Source organism: Galbibacter sp. L-19, assembly GCF_056857615.1.
In genome coordinates this window covers 44,395-67,589 of the sequence record NZ_JBSXNL010000036.1, presented here as the reverse complement: position 1 = coordinate 67,589, position 23,195 = coordinate 44,395, and the positions used below count along the sequence as shown (strand labels likewise).

14 protein-coding genes are annotated in these 23,195 nt (G+C 33.7%); 9 read left to right on the top strand and 5 right to left on the bottom strand.

All coding sequences use genetic code 11. The features are described from left to right. Positions 1-14: 14 nt before the first annotated feature. The 3 genes from AC13CQ_RS03875 to AC13CQ_RS03865 all read left to right on the top strand — a co-directional run bounded on the left by AC13CQ_RS03875 (position 15) and on the right by AC13CQ_RS03865 (position 3,096). Entirely contained in the window at positions 15-1,244 is a 1,230-nt protein-coding gene (locus AC13CQ_RS03875) for a glycoside hydrolase family 88/105 protein (RefSeq protein WP_008616143.1), read from the top strand. Between the two features lies 1 nt (position 1,245). After that, positions 1,246-2,247 carry a pectinesterase family protein gene (locus AC13CQ_RS03870; RefSeq protein ID WP_008616142.1) on the top strand — a complete coding sequence of 334 codons (1,002 nt, stop codon included), beginning with the start codon at positions 1,246-1,248 and terminating at the stop codon, positions 2,245-2,247. Positions 2,248-2,361: 114 nt separating this feature from the next. After that, positions 2,362-3,096, top strand: coding sequence for a rhamnogalacturonan acetylesterase (locus tag AC13CQ_RS03865; protein ID WP_008616141.1), 735 nt, complete (start codon positions 2,362-2,364; stop codon positions 3,094-3,096). A gap of 212 nt (positions 3,097-3,308) precedes the next feature. Here the strand turns inward: AC13CQ_RS03865 and AC13CQ_RS03860 are convergent, their stop codons facing one another. Further along, positions 3,309-4,580 (bottom strand): tetratricopeptide repeat protein, encoded by a 1,272-nt coding sequence (locus tag AC13CQ_RS03860; RefSeq protein WP_008616140.1) that lies wholly within the window; start codon positions 4,578-4,580, stop codon positions 3,309-3,311. A gap of 25 nt (positions 4,581-4,605) precedes the next feature. Beyond that, positions 4,606-7,158, bottom strand: a complete 2,553-nt coding sequence (gene gyrA, locus AC13CQ_RS03855; protein ID WP_008616139.1) for a DNA gyrase subunit A — start codon at positions 7,156-7,158, stop codon at positions 4,606-4,608. Positions 7,159-7,426: 268 nt separating this feature from the next. On the opposite strand from gyrA, the gene AC13CQ_RS03850 reads away from it, so the two are divergent. The 3 genes from AC13CQ_RS03850 (at position 7,427) to AC13CQ_RS03840 (ending at position 12,537) form a co-directional block, all read left to right on the top strand. Further along, a complete protein-coding gene (locus tag AC13CQ_RS03850) occupies positions 7,427-9,979 on the top strand; it encodes an ATP-dependent Clp protease ATP-binding subunit (protein WP_008616138.1) in 2,553 nt (850 codons plus the stop codon). Between the two features lie 459 nt (positions 9,980-10,438). Then, entirely contained in the window at positions 10,439-11,815 is a 1,377-nt protein-coding gene (gene rimK / locus AC13CQ_RS03845) for a 30S ribosomal protein S6--L-glutamate ligase (RefSeq protein WP_008616135.1), read from the top strand. Between the two features lie 338 nt (positions 11,816-12,153). Then, a complete protein-coding gene (locus AC13CQ_RS03840; protein WP_008616133.1) occupies positions 12,154-12,537 on the top strand; it encodes a SpoIIAA family protein in 384 nt (127 codons plus the stop codon). A gap of 89 nt (positions 12,538-12,626) precedes the next feature. Here AC13CQ_RS03840 and hutH read toward each other — a convergent pair whose 3' ends face one another. Beyond that, the gene (hutH, locus tag AC13CQ_RS03835) at positions 12,627-14,138 is read right to left on the bottom strand and encodes a histidine ammonia-lyase (protein WP_008616130.1); all 1,512 of its coding nucleotides are present in this window, start codon (positions 14,136-14,138) and stop codon (positions 12,627-12,629) included. 89 nt (positions 14,139-14,227) lie between these two features. Further along, positions 14,228-15,775, bottom strand: a complete 1,548-nt coding sequence (locus AC13CQ_RS03830) for a bifunctional ADP-dependent NAD(P)H-hydrate dehydratase/NAD(P)H-hydrate epimerase (RefSeq protein ID WP_008616129.1) — start codon at positions 15,773-15,775, stop codon at positions 14,228-14,230. Between the two features lie 478 nt (positions 15,776-16,253). On the opposite strand from AC13CQ_RS03830, the gene thrA reads away from it, so the two are divergent. The 3 genes from thrA to thrC all read left to right on the top strand — a co-directional run bounded on the left by thrA (position 16,254) and on the right by thrC (position 21,137). After that, positions 16,254-18,701 (top strand): bifunctional aspartate kinase/homoserine dehydrogenase I, encoded by a 2,448-nt coding sequence (gene thrA, locus AC13CQ_RS03825; protein ID WP_008616127.1) that lies wholly within the window; start codon positions 16,254-16,256, stop codon positions 18,699-18,701. 114 nt (positions 18,702-18,815) lie between these two features. Further along, the gene (locus tag AC13CQ_RS03820) at positions 18,816-19,736 is read left to right on the top strand and encodes a homoserine kinase (protein ID WP_008616125.1); all 921 of its coding nucleotides are present in this window, start codon (positions 18,816-18,818) and stop codon (positions 19,734-19,736) included. Positions 19,737-19,832: 96 nt separating this feature from the next. Next, positions 19,833-21,137, top strand: a complete 1,305-nt coding sequence (gene thrC / locus AC13CQ_RS03815) for a threonine synthase (protein ID WP_008616123.1) — start codon at positions 19,833-19,835, stop codon at positions 21,135-21,137. 91 nt (positions 21,138-21,228) lie between these two features. Here the strand turns inward: thrC and AC13CQ_RS03810 are convergent, their stop codons facing one another. Then, a complete protein-coding gene (locus AC13CQ_RS03810) occupies positions 21,229-23,166 on the bottom strand; it encodes a heavy metal translocating P-type ATPase (protein WP_008616122.1) in 1,938 nt (645 codons plus the stop codon). Positions 23,167-23,195 lie beyond the last annotated feature (29 nt).

The following is a 23,195-nucleotide window of genomic DNA, read 5'->3' as shown; positions in this document are numbered from 1 at the left end:
ATAATATTTTTAAAATGAAAATTAATAAAGTAAGTATATACACACTTTTTTTGGCAACAACATTTACGTTTACAACGAGTTGTAAAGAGCAAAAAAAGGAAAACACCAATGAAGAAACAACTCAGGAATTAGCTGTAGATAGCACAAAAAAATGGTCGGAACGCATGGCGCTTTCCATTATTCATAGAAATCCTGAAGCTTGGCAAATTGATCATGCTAAAAGGCCAAAATGGGATTATGTGCATGGCTTAGTTTCTCTTTCTATGCAGGCTTTGTATAAAGAAACATCTAATGATATTTATTATAATTATGCCAAGCAATATGCTGACGAATTAATAGATAGCACCGGAAAAATAATAAACTATGATTTGCAGAAGTATAACATAGACATGATTAATGCAGGAAAAATCTTATTCGATTTATATGCTAAAACGGAGGATGAAAGATATCGGATTGCTATGGACACCCTTCGTTTACAACTTAAAGGGCAGCCAAGAACAGAGTCTGGTGGGTTTTGGCACAAAAAAAGATATCCAAACCAAATGTGGCTAGATGGTTTATACATGGGAGCTCCTTTTTATGCTGAATACACTACTACTTTTGAAGATGGAAAAGCATTGGATGATATAGCAAAGCAATTTGAACTCATCCAAAAAAATGCCAAAGACAACGAAACAGGCTTGCTGTACCACGGATGGGATGAAAGTAGGGAAATGGAATGGGCTAACAAAAAAACGGGTACTTCTCCAAACTTTTGGTCGCGCTCCTTAGGATGGTATGGAATGGCGCTGGTAGATGTTTTAGATTTCTACCCAGAAGAACATCCAAAGAAAAAAGAACTTATAGAATACCTAAATGAACTAGCAGTTGCTGTTGTTAAAGTTCAAGATAAAACTGGATTATGGTACCAAGTTACAAACATGGGAGACCGAGAAGGAAACTACTTAGAAGCTTCTGGTACTGCCATGCTTACCTATATGCTTGCAAAAGGTGTTAATAAAGGGTATTTACCTAAAAGCTTCCAAAAAAATGCTGATTTAGGGTTTAACGGACTCACAGAAAAACTAATTAAAGTTGATGAGAAAGGTGTTGTTACTATTACAGAAGTTTGTGCTGTTGCTGGCTTGGGTGGGAACCCGTACAGAGATGGCTCTTATGAATATTATATCAACGAAACAAAAAAAGATAACGACCCTAAAGCCACTGGCCCCTTTATATTGGCGGCAATAGAACTAAATAAATAAAATGAAACAACAAATTCATTATACAATTTTACTCTCATTGTTTTTTTGTTTACTATTAAAAGCACACGCATTACCTAAAAATGATGTGTGCTTTTTTAATGATTTTGATATGATTGTTGCTAAAGATGGGAGCGGAGATTACAATTCCATCCAAGAGGCTATAAACAATACAAAATCGTATCCTTATGATAAAATAACAATTTTTGTCAAAAAAGGAGTTTATAATGAGAAAGTAAAGATTTATCAATGGAATCCAAAGGTTACCTTAATTGGAGAAAATAAGGAAAATACCATTATTAGTTTTAACGATTACTTTGACGGAATTAACCTTGGTAGAAATAGTACTTTTCATACTCCTACCCTACAGATTAATGGAAATGACTGTACTATAAAGAACTTAACTATTGAAAATACTGCGGGGGAAGTTGGGCAAGCTATTGCATTAACGGTTAACGCAAATCGTGTTCTCATTGAAAATTGCAATATAAAAGGGAATCAAGATACCGTATTCCTTTCTGGAGAAGGTTTTAAACAATACTTTAAAAACTGTTATATTGAAGGAACCACCGATTTTATCTTCGGACAAGCAACAGCCGTTTTTGAAGACTGTACTATTCACTCAAAATCCGATTCTTATATTACAGCAGCTTCTACAGACAAAAATACTAAATACGGTTTTGTTTTTATTAATTGTAAACTTACTGCAGATAAAGATGTTACTAAGGTTTATCTAGGAAGACCATGGCGAATCTATGCTAAAACTGTTTTTTTAAATTGTACTATGGGAAGCCACATTTTACCTATAAGATGGCACGATTGGAATAAAAATGAGAGTCACAAAAATAGTTTTTATGCTGAATACCAAACAAAAGGAGCTTCGGCTTCCAGTAAAAATCGTGTTAAATGGTCTCATTTATTAACCTCCTCGGAAGCTAAAAACTATACATTAGAAAGCATTTTAAAGGACAGAAACAGTATTCAGCCTTGGTACACTACTAATTAATAAATAATAGAAATTATAATATGAAACATCCATCCAAGTCTAATTTATAGACACACCACTAAATAATTATTTGGATGTTCCATATGGCTATTAACAAACAATAAAAATAAACATATGAAACTCAAATTATTCCTCATAGCACTTTCTTTTACCTTTAGTATAAACGCACAAGATATTACAATTTATACCATAGGAGATTCTACTATGTCCGATAAAAAAGATCCAGAAAACAATCCAGAACACGGATGGGCACAAGTATTACCCAATTATTTTAAAGATAATGTAACCATAATAAATAAAGCAGTTAATGGGAGAAGTTCTCGTAGTTTTATTACTGAAGGAAGATGGGACTCTATTTACAAAAAACTTGAACCTGGAAACTATGTTTTTATACAATTTGGGCATAACGATCAAAAAGTAAAAGATCCATCTCGTTACACCAACCCACATACAGCTTATAGACATAATTTAATGAAATTTATTAAAGAAAGTAGAGAGAAAGGCGCTATTCCAATTCTTTTCTCTTCTATTGTAAGACGTAATTTTAATGAAGAAGGAACCTTAGTAGACACTCATGGAGAATACCCATTAGAAGCTCGTTTAGTGGCACAGGAGCAAGAAGTTACCTTTATAGACCTTCAATATTTAACAGAACAATTGGAAGAATCTTATGGTTTGGAAGAATCAAAGAAACTACATCTGCATTTTGAACCTCAAGAAATTGCTTACTATCCAAAAGGCAAACACGACGATACCCACCTCTCTAATAAAGGAGCAAATGAAGTATCAAAACTTTTTATAAAAGAGTTACAGAAACAAAATAATGAGTTAGCAACTTATTTAAAGTAAGGAATTTATATTTTAAAAGGCATACAGAAATTGAGTATTTTAACTAAAAGTTTTTAACCACAAATTCAAATACATACCCTTTATTCCATACATAAGATGCTACTAGCGCAGAAAAAAATGAGATTTATATCTCTAATTTGTGACTAGAATTACTAAACCATAAAAAAAGCACCGTAATTACGGTGCTTTTTTATACAGTATTGAAAGATTTTTTATTGCTCTAAAGTAGCAAGTTTATCTTTCATTGCTTTATATTTTTCTGGCTCTCCAATTGTACCATAGATGTTCATAAGTGTTCTTACAGCATCTATATTATCTGGATTTACAGTAAGTAATTTTTCAAGATAAGGAACTGCAGATTTGTATAAACCTTCACGTTGAGCTTTTAACTCATCATAACGTTTGTTATCTGTAGAAGAATTCCCTAATCCATTCATTTCTTCAACAATTGATTTCTCATCAGAAAGAATTAAAGAAGCCATGTTTAAATAAACATTTTCATTTTCTGGATCCAATTCTAAAGCTTTTTCATAATATTCTTTAGCTTTTTCTTTATTTCCTTGTTCAGCAAGAATAACTCCTAAGTTGTAGTATAATGTAGGGTTATTAGGATCTTTTTGAATAGCTTCTTCCATTAAAGATTGGAACTTAGCTTTGTCTCCCATTTTGATATACATATTTGCTTCTGTAAGCAATAAGTTCATATCATCTGGATTAGCAGCACGCGCTTCTTTAATTGCAGCAGCAGCTTTATCTGTTTCTCCTTTTTCGTTATAAATTAAAGCTATATTTTTAACGATTTCTGGCATTCTAGATTCAGTTTTCTCCTCCGTAGGGTCTGAATATCCTCCAGTTTTAATCATTAAATCACGGTTTTGTTCAGAACCAAGATTTTCAACTTCTCCTGTTTCTTTATTTACCGCCAAATAAGAAGTAGATTCTCCTGTATATCCAGAATCTTTTAATTGCTCATAATATGTTAAAGCATTATCAAAATCTCCTCCGTTTACAGCACTAGATGCAGCAAAATAAAGATAATCTTCATTTCCAGTCATTTCATATGCCATATGCAGTTTATTTGCTGCACCAGCAAAATTCTCATTTTTATTATCTTCAACAGCAGCATTAACTACGTCTCCAGATAATTTTTCAAGAATTTCTTTTGCTTCATCGGTATACTTTGTTTTGTACCCTTTTTCAAATTCTATAAGTTCATTTAAAGAACTTACAGCTTTCTCATAATCGCTATCTGCGCCTCCTTTTTTAGCAAGGTCTGCATATGTTTTTCCTGTTAGAAAATAATATTCTGCTTTGTATTTGTCATCAGCAGATTCTATACTAGATGATAAACTTTCTAAAGTACTCTTTGCTTCTGCAGCACTTCCTTTATCTAAGGCTTTTTCAGCATCTCTAAGTTCGCTTTTCTGCCCTATAGCAAAAGAAGATACTAATATTGCAGATGCTAATAAAACTTGTTTTTTCATTGTTATAAATAATTTGTGTTAAGTATTATTCGTTATTATTTGGTTCCGTATCAGAATCGTTTTGTTCAATATCTGTGCCATCTTCAATAACATCGATATTTTCAACATCGTCAATTTCATCTTCTTCCTTCATCACTTTTGCAACTGCTGCAATAGAATCATTCTTAAGATTTATCAACTTAACTCCTTGTGTAGCTCGTCCCATAACTCTTAAATCCTCAATTGCCATTCGGATAGCAACTCCAGATTTAGTAATAATCATTAGGTCGTCTTCATCAGAAACATTTTTAATAGCTACTAATGCACCCGTTTTTTCGGTAATAGACATTGTTTTAACCCCTTTACCTCCACGGTTTGTAATACGGTAAACTGCTTCTCCATCTTCTGGATCGTCTAGGTAAGTACGTTTTCCATAACCTTTTTCTGAAACCACTAATATGTTTTCTTCCAAGTTATGAACAGAAACCATTCCTACTACCTCATCATTATCGTCTGCTAAAGTAATCCCTCTAACCCCAGAAGCATTTCTTCCCATTGGGCGGGTTTTACCTTCTTCAAAACGAATAGCCTTACCAGATTTAACAGCTAATAGTATTTGACTGTTTCCTGTTGTTAATTTAGCCTCTAAAAGCTCATCCCCATCTCGAACCGTAATGGCATTAATACCATTTTGACGTGGACGTGAATATTGTTCTAAAGAAGTTTTCTTAACAACACCCTTTTTGGTTGCCATTATGACAAAATGACTGTTTATGTACTCTTCATCTTTTAAATCTTTTGTGCAAATAAAGGCTTTCACCTTATCGTCTTGCTCTATATTTATTAGATTTTGAATAGCTCTTCCTTTAGAAGTTTTACTTCCTTCTGGAATTTCATAAACACGCATCCAGAAACATTTTCCTTTTTGTGTAAAGAACAACATGTATTGGTGGTTGGTTCCCACAAATAAATGCTCTAAGAAATCTTCAGTTCTTGTTGAAGTTCCTTTTTGACCAACACCTCCTCTATTCTGAGTTTTATATTCTGTAAGTGGAGTTCTTTTAATATAACCTGCATGAGAAATAGTAATTACCACTTGCTCATCTGGAATCATATCTTCTATACTTACATCTCCACCTGCATATTCTATTTGAGAACGTCTTTCATCACCATATTTTTCTCTTACTTCCTGAAGCTCTTCTTTAATGATATTCATTCTACGCTCTTTATTCGCCAAGATATCTTTACATTCTTGAATAAACTGCATAATATCATCATACTCAGAACGAAGCTTGTCTTGTTCCAGACCTGTAAGTTGTCTCAATCGCATTTCTACGATTGCTTTGGCTTGAATCTCACTTAATTTAAAGCGTTCAATCAACTTAGTACGTGCTTCATCAGCATTGTTAGAACCACGAATAATGGCAATTACCTCATCTATATTATCCGAAGCAATAATTAATCCTTCTAAAATATGAGCCCGCTCTTCTGCTTTTCTAAGCTCATATTCTGTTCTTCTAACTACTACTTCATGACGATGCTCCACAAAATGATGGATCATGTCTTTCAAATTCAACATTTCTGGTCTTCCATTCACCAATGCAATATTATTTACACTGAAAGAAGATTGAAGCGCTGTATATTTAAAAAGAGTATTTAAGACAATGTTTGGAATTGCATCTCGCTTAAGGATATAAACAATTCGCATTCCATTTCTATCCGATTCGTCTCGGATGTTAGAAATTCCTTCAATTTTCTTATCATTTACAAGGTCAGCAGTTTTCTTAATCATATCTGCCTTGTTAACCTGATAAGGAATTTCAGTAACAACAATACATTCCCTTCCGTTAACCTCTTCATTATGAGCTTTGGCACGCATTACAATACGTCCTCTCCCCGTTTTAAAGGCTTCTCTAACTCCATCATAACCATAAATAATCCCTCCAGTTGGAAAATCTGGAGCTTTTACATGTTCGATAAGTTCATCAATTTCTATATCGTTATTTTCTATATAGGCTATTGTTCCATCCACCACTTCTGTTAAGTTGTGAGGAGGCATATTTGTAGCCATACCTACAGCAATCCCTGATGCTCCATTAATTAATAAATTAGGAACTCTTGTAGGAAGTACTTTAGGTTCTTTTAAAGTATCATCAAAGTTTAACTGATGGTCAACAGTATCTTTGTCGATATCCGCTAGCATATCTTCAGATATTTTACGCATACGTGCTTCCGTATAACGCATTGCTGCTGGACTATCTCCATCTATAGAACCAAAGTTACCTTGGCCATCTACCATCATATACCGCAAGCTCCAACTTTGAGCCATACGCACCATGGTATCATAAACAGAAGTATCTCCATGTGGGTGATACTTACCTAATACCTCTCCTACAATTCTTGCAGATTTTTTATAAGAACTGTTAGATCTAACTCCCAATTCATGCATTCCGAACAAAACGCGTCGGTGAACTGGTTTTAATCCGTCCCTAACATCTGGAAGAGCACGTGACACAATGACCGACATTGAATAATCAATGTAAGCAGATTTCATCTCGTCCTCTATATTAATAGGGATCAGCTTTTCTCCTTCTGCCATATTTAATATATATTATGTATGTTTTAATTATAAATCGTGCCAATATACGCATTTTAAAGACGCTTTAGTACCATCCAAAAAGGTTTTTTCATGTTTTTATCAACAAATATAAGCCCTTAAAAGGTTAATAAAATACCTGTTAATTTTTTTGAATTTGAAAGTTTTTTTTGTCTATTAGCTAAAACTACTCCTTAACAGAAGAAAATAAGGTATAGTTTTTGCCTACTTATAGTTGTTTTACTATTTTTAATTGAAGAAAGGAAAAAGTATGGATGATAATTTTTCACCAAGAGTAAAAGATGTAATTGCCTACAGTAAAGAAGAAGCCCTACGTTTAGGACACGACTTTATTGGGACGGAACATCTTATGCTCGGACTTTTGCGTGATGGAAACGGAAAAGCAATAGATATATTAACAGCATTAAGTATAGACCTTGAACATTTAAGAAGAAAAGTAGAAATTTTAAGTCCGTCTAATCCTATAAGTGGTATTGCTGCAAACGACAAACGCAACTTACACCTTACTAGACAAGCAGAGCGTGCCTTAAAGACTACTTTCCTTGAAGCTAAATTATTTCAAAGTTCCTCAATAAATACTGCGCATTTATTACTTTGTATTTTAAGGAACGAAAACGACCCTACAACAAAGCTACTTAATAAGCTTAAGATTGATTACGATAATGTTAAAGAACAATTCAAGCTTATGATAACAAGTGACGACGATTATATAGATGCTCCTTCCGCTGAATCATTTTCTGATGAAACTGGTGCTGGCGATGAAGGAAGAGAGAATCCGTTTGGAAGCACAAGTAGTACTCCAAAATCTAATAAAAAATCTAAAACTCCTGTTTTAGACAACTTTGGAAGAGACCTTACACAGCTTGCCGAAGAGGATAAACTAGATCCTGTTGTTGGAAGAGAGAAAGAAATTGAACGGGTTTCTCAAATTTTAAGCAGAAGAAAGAAAAATAATCCGCTCTTAATTGGAGAGCCTGGGGTTGGTAAAAGTGCTATTGCCGAAGGGTTAGCATTGCGAATTATTAAAAAGAAAGTATCTAGAATTCTTTACAACAAAAGAGTGGTTACACTAGATCTTGCTTCTTTAGTTGCTGGCACAAAATACCGTGGCCAGTTTGAAGAACGCATGAAAGCGGTAATGAATGAACTCGAAAAGAATGATGATATTATTCTTTTTATTGATGAAATACATACTATTGTAGGTGCTGGCGGCGCTACCGGAAGCTTAGATGCTTCAAATATGTTTAAACCTGCACTTGCACGTGGAGAAATTCAATGTATTGGAGCCACCACTTTAGACGAGTACAGACAATATATTGAAAAGGATGGAGCCCTGGAAAGAAGATTTCAAAAAGTAATTGTAGAACCTACTACCGTAGAAGAAACAATTGAAATTCTTCATAATATAAAAGATAAATACGAAGAACACCATAATGTAACTTATACAGACGAAGCAATTAAAGCATGCGTTAAGCTTACAAATAGATATTTAACAGACAGATTTTTACCAGACAAAGCTATTGATGCTTTAGACGAAGCTGGCTCTAGAGTACATATAACTAATATGGAGGTTCCTAAACAAATTTTAGAACTCGAAAAACAATTAGAAGACGTAAAAGAGCTCAAAAATTCGGTCGTTAAGAAACAGAAATATGAAGAAGCTGCTAAATTAAGAGACGATGAAAAGCGACTTGAAAAAGATTTAGCTATTGCTCAAGAAAAATGGGAAGAAGACAGTAAGCTCCACAGAGAAACTGTTACAGACGAAAGTGTAGCCGATGTTGTTTCTATGATGAGCGGCGTTCCTGTTACTAGAATTGCTCAAGCCGAAAGCTCTAAATTAGCCAAATTACCAGAACTTATTAAAGGAAAAGTAATTGGACAAGATCAAGCGGTAGCCAAAGTAGTTAAAGCCATCCAAAGAAACAGAGCTGGATTAAAAGACCCAGACAAACCAATTGGTTCTTTTATCTTTTTAGGACAAACTGGAGTTGGAAAAACACAATTAGCAAAAGTATTAGCTAACAAATTATTCGATTCTGAAGATGCTTTAATCCGTATCGACATGAGCGAATACATGGAAAAATTTGCTGTTTCCCGATTAATCGGAGCGCCTCCAGGATATGTAGGTTACGAAGAAGGTGGACAACTTACCGAAAAAGTAAGAAGAAAACCTTATGCCGTAATATTATTAGACGAGGTTGAAAAAGCTCATCCAGACGTATTTAATATGCTTTTACAGGTTTTAGATGATGGTTATATTACCGACAGCTTAGGAAGAAAAATAGATTTTAGAAATACTATTATAATTATGACTTCCAACATTGGAGCGCGTCAATTAAAAGATTTCGGACAAGGTGTAGGTTTTGGAACTTCTGCCAAGAAAGCTCAAGCTGACGAACATTCTAGAAGTGTTATAGAAAATGCTTTAAAGAAAGCTTTTGCTCCAGAATTTTTAAACCGTATTGATGATGTGGTTGTCTTTAATCCATTAGAAAAAGAAGACATTCATAAAATTATTGATATTGAATTAGAAAAACTATACTTGCGTATTGAAGGTCTAGGTTATAATTTAAAATTAACCGATAAGGCTAAAGATTATATTGCAGACAAAGGTTTTGATAAACAATACGGCGCTCGACCATTAAAAAGAGCTATTCAAAAATACGTTGAAGATGCTTTAGCTGAAGAAATTATTACTTCTAAATTAACAGAAGGCGATAGCATTTTTATGGATTTAGATTCTGAAAAAGAAGAGCTTATCATTTCTATAACTAAAGCAGAGCAGTCTACTGAATCATAAATTATAGATTTAATAAAATATTAAAGCGCGCGACATAATAATCGCGCGTTTTTTTATTTAATTTTATTCCCTTAAAAATTCTTCTTAACTTAGAAGGGTTAGGCTTACCCTCTACGGAAAACATAGAGGTTTATTTTTAATATTTTTTTTCATTTGTCTCTAATTTAGAGTTACATTGATAAAGTATTCATAAAAATAAATTTAAGTTAAGCATTGAAATAAATAAATCTCGATTATCGAGCAAACACCTCGGAGTAATATCCTGAGGCATTAAAAAGAAAACTAAAAAATATTTCGGTGTAAAAGTCGAAATAAATAAATCTCGATTATCGAGCAAACACCTCGGAGTAATATCCTGAGGTATTAAAAAGAAAACTAAAAAATATTTCGGCATAAAAGTTGGAATAAATAAATCTCGATTATCGAGCAAATTCACTTTGTAGCACTAAAAAATTTTAAATGAGCAACAAAACTATTATAGGTAGCCAAGAATGGGTATCCTTGCCAGAATTAGATATATCAACCATTAAAGTACGTGTAGATAGTGGCGCTAAAACCTCTGCCTTACATGCTGTAAACATTCAACCTTTCCAAAGAAATAACGATACTTGGGTAACCTTTGATGTATACCCTATTCAGCATAATGGAAAAAAAGTAATTCATTGTGAAGCTGTTGTTGTTGATAAAAGAGTTATAAAGAGTTCTACTGGAAACCGAGAAAACAGGTATATCATTAAAACCAGCCTTAATATCAACGACACTTCGTGGGATATTGAAGTCTCTCTTACCAACAGAGACAGTATGGGCTACCGTATGCTTTTAGGAAGAGAAGCAATGATGGGAAGACTTATTGTGGATCCTGAGAGCAGTTTTATGCTTGGCGATTTAAGTGATGAAGATGTTAATAAAAGATATAAAGCTAACGTACAAATTCAAGGTGGATTAAAAATAGGGTTACTTGCTAGCAATCCAAATTTATACAGCAACCGAAGAATTATAGAGGCTGCAGAACGTATGGGACATGAAGTTGAATTTTTCAATATTCGCCAATGCTATATGAAGCTCGATGCTGAAACTCCCGAAATACATTATCGAGGCGGAAGAATTCTAAACGATTTAGATGCAATTATTCCTAGAATACGTCCTAGTATGACCTATTACGGCTGCTCCCTAGCCCGTCATTTTGAGTCTATAAATATTGCATGTTTAAATAAAGCAGAAGCCATTCGTCAATCTAGAGATAAGCTTTTTTCGCTTCAACTTTTATTAAAAAATGGTGTAAGTATTCCTACAACAGGCTTTGCTAATTCCCCATTAGACACCAACGACCTCATTAAAATGGTTGGCGGTTCTCCCCTTATTATAAAACTTCTTGAAGGAACTCAAGGGAAAGGAGTTGTTTTAGCTGAAACTAAGAAAGCTGCGGAAAGTGTTATCAACGCTTTTAAAAGCTTAAATGCCTATATTCTTGTTCAAGAATTTATAAAAGAAGCCGACGGAAAAGACCTTCGTATTTTTGTAATCGACGGAAAGGTTGTTGCTGCTATGCAAAGAGAAGCCCCTCCGGGAGAATTTAGAGCAAATATGCATTTAGGAGGAACTGCATCTCTTGTAAAATTAACTGCAGCCGAAAAGAAAATTGCTATAAAAGCCACTAAAGCCATGGGACTTGATGTTGCTGGAGTTGATATTATTCGTTCTTCAAAAGGACCTCTTTTATTAGAAGTGAACTCATCTCCTGGTTTGGAAGGAATAGAAACTGCAACAGATATTGATATTGCAGGACTAATGATTAAATCTATTGAGAAAAAATTAAATTGGAAACCTCAGAAATAGCATAATCAACTACCTCGAGGCAAGCCTACGAGGTATTCAAAGGAAAAATATTTTAGAACGTCGGGGAATAAAACCCTCAATGAAGGGTTTACTTTAAAAAAGCTATTTTTTGGTCATAAAAAACTCAAGGCTTATCTCTAAAAAGAGATAAGCTTTTTTATTTCAATACAATTTCCTTCTATACGCTCAAAATAAACACTGGAAAATCTGCCATTCCCTTACGGGGAAATCAAAATTTAAAAAAATAAAAAACATCAATTTAACTAACAATTAATGTAGTTAATCTAAAATTAAGCTTAAAAATAAAAAAAGAAATGGATTAGATTTACTTTTGCCGCATGACAGCGTTAGACACTACACACACTTTAATCAAAGCTTATGAGCTTGATTTTGGATATATAGAAATATATCCAAAGTTTGCTATTGGTGTAATTAACGATAGTATCGACCTCTCTCTTGAAAATTTATCCGATCTAACATCTATAGCCGATATGCATTTTCGAAATAAAGATTTTGCATATATCTCCCTTCGCAAAAATTCTTATGCAATAAATCCTGTCCTTTATAACTACATTAGAGAAATAGACAACCTTACAAAAATGGCTATTGTTTCTGACAAAGAATTATATAAACACAATTTCAAAATTGAAAAATATTTTTACGGAAAAGAAATGAAATTTTTTAAAAGTATTGAAAGTGCTGTAGAATGGGTTATTGATTAAATTTTATTCGATAATCAAAATATCACTACTCCAAAACTTCTACCTAAGTCGATATCTTATTTTCTTCTAATAAATAATTCCCCGCTTACTTAATCCTTATACATATCTGAAGTTACAACGGTAGTTTCCATAAACTTAATAGTTTTCATAATATCGTTATGAAACACTCTATCTTTATCTACAAATGGAACTTCTTTAGTATATGCTTCAAAGTAATTTTCAATAATAGAAGAAGACTTTACAGGGTGCCTAAATGCTAATGCCTGTGAAGCATTTAATAATTCTATCGCTAAAATAGATTTTAAATTCTCCATAATTTTAAAGCATTTGGTAGCCGCATTAGCTCCCATACTTACATGATCTTCTTGTCCATTTGAAGAAACTATTGAATCTACACTAGCTGGCGTTGCTAATTGCTTATTCTGACTCACAATACTTGCTGCGGTATATTGAGGAATCATAAATCCGGAATTCAAACCAGGATCGTTTACCAAAAAGGAAGGCAATCCTCTTTGCCCAGATATTAATTGATAGGTTCTTCTTTCCGATATACTCCCCCATTCTGTCAAAGCAATCCCCAAATAATCTAAAGCCATTGCCAAAGGCTGTCCATGGAAATTTCCTCCGGACAGTATTTCGTCTTGTTCAACAAAAATATTAGGATTGTCGGTTACCGAATTAATTTCAGTTTTAAACACCTTCCGCACATGCGCTAACACATCTTTGGATGCGCCATGCACTTGCGGCATACATCTAAAAGAATACGGATCTTGGACTTGTGTTTTTGGTTGCACCGCTATCTCGCTCCCTTCAATAAACTCAAGAATTCTGGCCGCTGTTTTAATTTGCCCTCTGTGAGGACGCACTAAATGGATTAGTTTATTAAAAGGCTCTGTTAGACCATTAAAAGCATCTAAAGACATTGTCCCGACTAAATCTGCCAAATAAGAAAGCCTATAACCATTTATAATACACCATACTCCATAAGCACTCATAAATTGAGTCCCGTTTAGTAAAGCCAAACCTTCTTTAGACTGTAAAATAATAGGATTCCAGCCTTTCTCTTTAAGTACTTTCTCTGAAGCTACTTTTTTTCCTTTATAATTTACCTCTCCTTTTCCTAATAATGGCAATGCTAGATGAGCTAAAGGAGCTAAATCTCCAGAAGCCCCTAAAGAACCTTGCGTAAAAACAACAGGAAGAATATCTTCATTATAAAAATCTATTAACCTACAAACGGTGTCTAGCTGCACCCCACTATGCCCATAACTCAAAGACTGAATTTTAAGCAACAACATCAACTTAACTATTTGCTCTGGAACCTGTTCTCCTGTTCCACAAGCATGAGACATCACCAAATTTTCTTGTAGTTTACTTAGGTGACTATCGGCTATTTTTACATTACATAAAGACCCAAAACCAGTGTTAATTCCATACACAGGCTTTTTATTAGTCGTAATTTTATGATCTAAGTACTTTCTACAATTTTCAATATTAACTTTAGCTTCATCAGAGAGTTTCAGCTTTAGTTTATTATCTATTACATTAGAGATTGTTTCAATATCTAATACATCGGCACTTATATAGTAAAAATTATCCATTCCTTTTTAAATAGTTAAAAACACCCAAAAATCTGCATTACAAAATACTTATACAAGTAAATACAAATAATTAACCTAATCCTTATTCTTTATGAAGCATTATCAGGTTTTTCTTGATAATCTTTTTTGTTTTTTTTCAATAAATCAAGAAAAGCATCCCCTGTAAAATCTATAATATCGGTAGCTGTTAAAGCCTCTACCCCCGATCTAAGTACTGCCAAATCCCCTGCACGACCGTGAATATAAACTCCTACAAAAGCCGCGTCAAAAAGACTATAGCCTTGTGCTATTAATCCTGCTATAATTCCCGTTAACACATCGCCACTACCTCCAGTTGCCATCCCTGGATTACCTGTAGAATTAAAAAATACTTTGTCATGATATACTGTAGCGGTATAGGCTCCTTTTATCAAAATAACTACATCATTTTCTTTTGAAAACAGTTTTGTTTTCTTCAATTTATCAAAATCATCCTTCCAGCTCCCTATAAGTCTTTCCAATTCTTTTGGATGCGGCGTCAATACAGCTCTTCCTTTTATGTAGGGGAGTAATTTTTTATTTTCTGAAATAATATTTAAAGCATCCGCATCCACTACTAAAGGTTTTTCATTCTGAAGTAAAAATTGATGGAAAGCATCAACTGTTTCTGCATGTTTCCCCATCCCTGGTCCAATTGCAATTACAGACGGATTAATATCAAATTTAATATCCGAAACATACGCTTCATTTTTATCTGTCACAACCATAGCCTCTGGAAATGCAGTTTGAACAGTTTGATAACCGCATTTAGGAATAAAAACAGTTACTAAACCTGCTCCAGCATGCATAGAAGCCTCACTTGACATAAGTACTGCCCCAATTTTTCCGTAGCTTCCTCCTATAATTAATGTATGTCCATAATTTCCTTTATGAGAAAAACGCCCTCTAGGCTTATACACTTGCAATACATCAAATTTACTAACATAATTCTCATTGGCAGGCTCTTTAAATATATACTCAGCATCTTGACCAATATCTAAAACCTCCCAATACTCCGTATAAATCCCAGTTTCTGGAAGCAAAAAAACAAGCTTTGGCAACTGAAATGTAAGCGTGTAATTTGACTTGATAATTGCATCATTTTTTCCTACAGCTTTATCCATATAAAGTCCTGATGGAATATCTACAGAAAGTACAAACGCTTTTGATTTATTAATATGAGTAATAAGTGCAGCCACCCAATTTTCTGCAGGTCGGTTAAGTCCTATTCCAAAAATGGCATCAACTACAACATCATTAATTCCTATAGAAGGTAAATCGTCATTTTTTGTTAAAAGTTGTGGCCAATATTTTAAATTTTTAATTCTGTCAAAATTCAGTAAAAAATCTTGCGACCTGTTATCGCTAAAATTTACAACATACACATTTACATCATAACCTTGTTCAAGCAAAAGGCGCCCAACCACCAAACCATCTCCTCCATTATTTCCTACTCCACAGAAAATGTGAATTTTTACTCCACTGTTTGCTAATTGCCTATTCATCCAATTATAAATAGCTTTTCCTGCTCTTTCCATTAAGGCATCACTAGTTATATTTTGTCTTTCGATTGTTAATTTATCAGCAACACGTATCTGTTCCGTTGAAAAAATCTTCATTATACAATAATTCTTTAGTTAAATTATTAAATTCTTAATAATAAACATTTAGTTTTTTTAATACTATAAAAGTACTACATTTGAACTCTATTACGAGTAAACACATGCAAAGTTTTAATAACATACATACTACTTCTATATTCTCTTCTGAGAATACGTGTATTATTGCAATTATTCGTAACACTACTATTATTACCCCTTTTGGGGTATAACTTTTTTCATATCGTCCATATATTATATTTGTTTGAATCCAAACATAAAAATTTTCAGTTATAGAAATTTTACCAATGCAACAATACAAGCATCAATATAATAAAGTAGCTTATTGCAGCATTCAAAACAAATTTTTAACGTTGAGTTTTCGTACAAATTATAATTATCTCATAAACGCCATAAAATTTAAATCAACCAAACTAATAAATACCATTTTGGGTTGTTTTCAAAAAGGAAGACCCCGAAATACAAAAAAAACTAACAGATGAAAGTATTAAAATTTGGCGGCACTTCGGTCGCTAATGCACAGAATATAGAAAAGGTGAAAAATATAGCTGCAAAAGCTTCTAACACAGAAAAAGCTGTTATTGTAGTTTCCGCTTTTGGTGGAGTAACAGATATGCTTGTAAAAGCTTCTCTACTAGCTGCTGCTCAAGACGAAACATACAAACAAGTTCTTGAAGAAATTGAAGCAAGACATATCAATACAGCGCAAGAGTTAATAGACATCAACAATCAAAGTAAAGTAATAAGCAACATCAAGCGTGAGCTAAATGTACTAGAAACCTTACTTGAAGGCGCTTTTTTAATTGGCGAAATTACTCCTAAGCTTTTGGATAAAATTGTTGGCTATGGAGAATTACTTTCTTCCTTTATAATTAATGAATATTTTATAAAAGAAGGATTAGAAAGCGTTCATAAAGACAGCAAAACACTCATAAAAACTGATGATGATTTTGGTAAAGCAACAGTAGATTTTAAAACTACAAACGAACTTTGCGAAAATTATTTTGGAACAGTTACCTATCAATTAATTGTAGTTCCTGGCTTTGTTGCCTCTTCCTCAAAAGGAGAATCCACAACTTTAGGTCGCGGTGGATCCGACTATACCGCTGCTATTATTGCTGCGGCTGTTCAGGCAGATGCACTAGAAATATGGACAGACGTAAGTGGTATGTATACTGCCAATCCTAAATTGGTTAAACAAGCTTTTGCTATTCCACACATTTCTTATGAAGAAGCTATGGAATTATCGCATTTTGGAGCCAAGGTTTTATATCCACCAACTATCCAACCTGTACTTTCAAAAGGAATTTCAATACACATAAAAAACACATTTGCTCCAGAAGAGGAAGGCACATTAATTACTAAAAACACCAACGGGAAAGCCCGTGCTGTTAGAGGAATTAGTCATGTAGAAAACATCTCTTTAATCTCTCTAGAAGGAACAGGTATGGTTGGAATCCCTGGTATTTCCAAGCGTTTCTTTGAAGTATTATCTGAAGCAAAAGTAAGTGTTGTATTTATTACACAAGCATCATCAGAGCATTCTATTTGCATTGGAGTAGCTTCTACGGATGCTGAAAAAGCTAAAAATGCTCTAGAAAAAGCATTTGAATATGAAATGAGTCTGAAGAAAATCAACCCTGTTGTGGTTGAAAATGATTTAGCAATTGTTGCCTTGGTGGGAGACAACATGAAGAGTCACCAAGGACTTAGCGGACGCATGTTTAGCGCTTTAGGAAAAAACAATGTCAATATTCGTGCTATTGCACAAGGAGCTTCTGAGAGAAACATCTCGGCAGTTATCAATAAAAACGATGTTAAAAAAGCATTAAACACCCTACATGAACAATTTTTTGAAGACAACGTAAAACAACTAAACTTATTTGTTATGGGCGTTGGTAATGTAGGAGAGAAATTTTTAGCTCAGATAGAAAAACAACGTAAGTTTTTAAAGAAACAATTAAAACTCAATATTCGTGTTGTAGCCTTATCTAATTCTAGAAAAATGGTTTTCAATGAAAACGGACTCGACTTGCAGAATTGGAAAGAACAGTTGGAAAATGGAGAACAAACAGGTTTAGATGTTTTTTTCAGTAAAGTAAAAGAACTCAATTTACGCAACAGTATTTTTGTAGACAACACAGCAAACGAAGTGGTTGCAAACACCTATGAAAAGTATTTAAACGATAGTATTTCTGTAGTTACTTGTAATAAAATTGCCGCTTCCTCGCCATATAAGAACTATATTCATTTAAAGGAACTTTCTAGACAATACAACGCCCCTTTCCTATTCGAAACTAATGTTGGTGCGGGACTTCCTATTATCGACACCCTAAAAAATCTAATCGCTTCGGGGGATAAAATCACTAAAATTCAAGCAGTCCTTTCTGGAAGCTTAAACTTTGTATTTAATAACTTTAATGATCAAACTAATTTTGATGAAGTGGTAAAACAAGCGCAAGAAGAAGGATACACAGAACCAGATCCAAAAATCGATTTAAGTGGGGTTGATGTAATGCGAAAAATATTAATCCTTGCTCGAGAAAGTGGTAACGAACTGGATATCGAACAAATCGAAAATGAATCTTTTCTTCCTCAGGAAAGCTTGGAAACAACAAATGTTGAAGACTTCTTAAAATCTTTAGTTAAATATAAAGATCATTTTGATAGTATTTATAAAGCCGCTGCCGATAAAGATTGTCGTTTAAAATATGTAGCACAGTTTGAAAATGGAAAAGCAAAAGTTGGACTACAACACATCCCAATAGACCATCCATTTTATAATTTAGAGGGTAGCGACAATATAGTATTATTTTTTACGGAAAGATATAGCGAGCAACCTCTATTAATTAAAGGAGCTGGTGCTGGTGCAGATGTTACTGCTTCAGGTATTTTTGCAGACATTATAAGGATTGGTAATTTTTAATCGACTAATTAAGGTTTACAAACACCCAAGGCTTAATCAATTCCCTCATGATTATATTTCGAGGCATTAGAAAGAAGCTTTAAAATCTCACTTAGTGAGTTAATTTTTATAAAAATGAATGAGATAAAATTATTCTGCCCAGCAACCATAGCCAATGTTTCTTGTGGTTTTGATGTTTTAGGACTTTGTTTAGACAGTACTGGCGATGAAATGACGATTAGAAAAATGCCAGAAAAGGGCGTTCGAATTTCCAAAATAATAGGTCAAGATTTACCACTTGAAGCCGAAAAAAATGTAGCAGGAGTTGCTGTACTTGCATTGCTTAAAGAAGTAGAAACCACCTTTGGTTTTGAAATCGAAATAAATAAAAAAATAAAACCAGGAAGCGGAATTGGAAGTAGCGCAGCCAGTGCAGCAGGAGCCGTTTTTGGAGTAAACAAACTCCTCGGTGAGCCTTTTTCAAGAGAAAAACTAGTAGAATTTGCAATGATGGGAGAAGAGCTTGCAAGTGGCGCTCCACATGCCGATAATGTAGCTCCTGCCCTACTTGGCGGTTTTACACTGGTAAAAGGATATGAACCTTTTGAAGTTTTAAAATTACATACTCCAAAAGAGATTTTTGCTACCGTTATACATCCGCAGATAGAAGTAAAAACTGCCGATGCACGGTCGGTAATTAAGCAGAATATACCTCTTAAAAAAGCAATTATCCAATGGGGAAATCTGGCAGGTTTAGTAAGCGCTCTTTATACTGAAGATTACGGATTACTTTCTAGATGCCTACACGACGAAATTGTAGAACCTATGCGCAGCCCTTTAATTCCAGGCTTTTATAAGGCAAAACAAGCTGCTAAGGATGCTGGAGCGCTGGGTAGCGGAATTTCAGGTTCTGGGCCTTCTATTTTTGCATTATCTAAAGGAGAAGAAACAGCTAAAAAAGTTGCAAAAGCAATGGCTGAAGTATATAAAGATTTTGGTGTTGATTACGATATACATGTATCTAAAATTAATACCGAAGGAGTTAAAGAATTATGAATTTGAATGATAAATTTCCGAATTTATTTATAATTCTATCCTCCTATTTTGGCAAATAGACCCAAATAAAAAATAACGATTAGCAAAAAATAAAACATGAAATATTATAGCCTTAACGATACACAAGAAAACAAAACCTTTACAAACTTTGAAGACGCTGTAGTAAAAGGGATAGCTCCAGATAGAGGTCTTTATTTTCCTAATGAAATAAAACCGTTAGATAAAAACTTCATTGAAAATATTGAAGATTTTAGTAATGAAGAAATAGCTTTTAAAGTTATTCAACAATTTATAGGTAACGAAATCCCTACAGCTATTTTAAAAGACATTGTAAAAGAAACATTATGTTTCGATTTTCCAACAGTAAAAGTAGAAGAAGATATCTATTCCTTAGAACTCTTCCACGGACCAACTATGGCTTTTAAAGATGTAGGAGCTCGGTTTATGGCACGCTGTTTAGGGTATTTTAATAAAGACAAAAAAGAAGAAACCGTAACTGTTTTAGTAGCTACTTCTGGAGATACTGGTGGCGCTGTGGCAAGCGGATTTTTAGGGGTAAAAGGTGTAGAAGTAGTTATTTTATATCCTAGCGGAAAAGTGAGCGATATTCAAGAAAAACAACTTACCACTCTCGGTCAAAACATCACTGCCTTAGAAGTAGACGGCGTATTTGACGATTGTCAGGAAATGGTAAAAACTGCTTTTTTAGATAGCAATTTAACAGCAGAGAATTTAACTTCTGCAAATTCTATTAATGTGGCACGTTGGCTCCCTCAAATGTTTTACTTTTTCTTTGCGTACAAACAATTAAAATCGCAAAACAAAGAGTTGGTTTTTTCTGTTCCTAGCGGAAATTTTGGAAATATTTGTGCCGGAATGATGGCTTACAAACTAGGCTTACCAGTTAAGCACTTTGTAGCTTCTACAAATATTAACGATACCGTTCCTCAATATATGGCTACGCAAGAATACAGTCCGAAGCCTTCAAAGCAAACCATATCAAACGCAATGGATGTTGGAAATCCAAGTAATTTTATTCGTATTCAAAGACTATTTGATAATAATTTTGAAGCATTAAATCAGCTATTTTCTTCTTTTAGTTATACTGATGAAGACACTAAAAAAACAATGCAAGCTATTTACAAAACTTCTGGTTATGTAGCCGATCCACATGGGGCGGTTGGTTATTTAGGACTTAAAAAATATTTAAATGCTGACACTAACAGTACCGGTGTTTTTCTAGAAACAGCACATCCTGTTAAATTTTTAGATGTAGTTGAAAATACGTTGGATGTTACAATTCCTATTCCAGAACAGATTAAATCGGTTATTGATAAGAATAAAAAAAGTATTACCATAAAAAGCTATGACGATTTAAAAGCCTATTTAAAAAATCGATAAAATTATTTTTTTTAATTCACTTTTGGTTTTGCTGCAGTATAGTTCGTTTAGATATTACTGCAACAAAACCATTTTCTCTCTCATTTTATATTTAATCCCATTTCATTTTCTGTAATCTTACAGCATTCAAGATTGCTAACAATGCTACCCCAACATCGGCAAATACTGCTTCCCACATTGTTGCCAATCCACCAGCTCCTAATATTAATACTATCACTTTTACTCCAAAAGCCAACCCGATATTTTGCCATACAATTTTTCGGGTGGATCTTCCTATATTTATTGCTTTTACTACTTTGGAGGGTTGGTCTGTTTGGATAATAACATCTGCAGTTTCTATAGCAACATCACTCCCTAAACCTCCCATTGCAATTCCCACATCACTTGCGGCTAGTACAGGAGCATCATTTATCCCATCCCCTATAAATGCAATCTTACTACTTTCAGAATTCTTTTGTAAAAGCTCAACTTCATTTAGTTTATCCTCAGGTAACAAACCACCTTTAGCCTGTTCAATATTTAGTTCTGATGCCACTTTTTGAGTAATAGAATCCTTATCACCAGAAAGCATTATAATATTTGTAATACCTACTTTATGTAAGTTGATTATTGTTTCTTTAGCATCTTCTTTCAACTCATCTGCAATTACTACATAACCTGCAAAAACCTCATCTATAGCTACTAAAACAATTGATTCTTTAATACTTTCTGTTTCTTTGGTAACTTGAATATTATTAGTAGTCATCAACGATTTGTTACCTACTAAAACGGTTTTATTATTTACAGTTCCTTTTAATCCTTTTCCGGCAATTTCCGAAACTTTGTTAGCCTTAAAATATTCATTCCCTATTTTATATTCTAAAATTGCTTTGGCTATTGGATGCGTAGACTGCTCTTCCATTGCCATAAGATATTTCATAAATTCTGCTTCTTCATATCCAATAGCCTTAACTTTTTTTATTTTAAAGACACCTTTGGTTACTGTTCCTGTTTTATCCATTACTAAGGTGTTTACTTTAGTTATTGCATCAAGAAAAGAAGCTCCTTTAAATAATATCCCATTATTAGATGCTGCCCCTAATCCGCCAAAATAGCCCAATGGAATCGAAATTACTAAAGCACAAGGGCATGATATTACAAGAAAAATTAAAGCTCGATATAACCAATCTCTAAACACATAATTATCTATAAAAAAATATGGAAGAAACGTTACTCCTATAGCTAAAACCACCACAATAGGTGTATAAACTCTTGCAAATTTTCTAATAAATAATTCGGTTTTTGATTTCCGTGCCGTAGCATTTTGAACCATATCAAGAATCCGAGCAATAGAACTATCTTTAAATTCTTTGGTAGTTTGAATTTCAATTACACCATCCATATTGATACTTCCTGCAAATACTCTCTCTCCTTTCAAAACACTATCTGGTTTACTCTCGCCTGTCAAAGCTGCTGTATTAAAAGAACCTTTTTTGGAAAGTAAAATTCCATCTAATGGCACTTTTTCTCCAACACGAACTTGTACTTTCTCACCGATAGCAACCGTTTCAGGGCTTACAGAAATATAATTATTAGTACGATAAACTAAAGCTTCATTTGGACGAACGTCTAACAATGCTTTTATATTGGTTTTTGCTCTCTTTACTGCAGCGCCTTGGAATAATTCGCCTATACTATAAAACAACATTACGGCAACTCCTTCTGGATATTCACCAATGGCGAAAGCGCCAATAGTAGCAATGGACATCAAAAAGAATTCTGTAAAAACATCTCCTCTTCGGATACTTCTCCAACCCTCTTTTAAAACAGGATATCCAACTGGTAAGTAAGCTATGGTATACCAAACAATCTGAGTCCATTTTTCAAAAAAATCAACATCAAAATAGTTTAATGCAATGCCAATAATGAGCATTGTAAAACTTATTACTGCTGGAATATAAGTCTTAAATCCACTTGAGGAACCATCATGATTATGACCATTTTCAGAATTAGATTTAATATCTTTTAAATTGACTTTCTTTTTTTTCATAGTTTCTTTAATTTACTACCTCGTGGTAA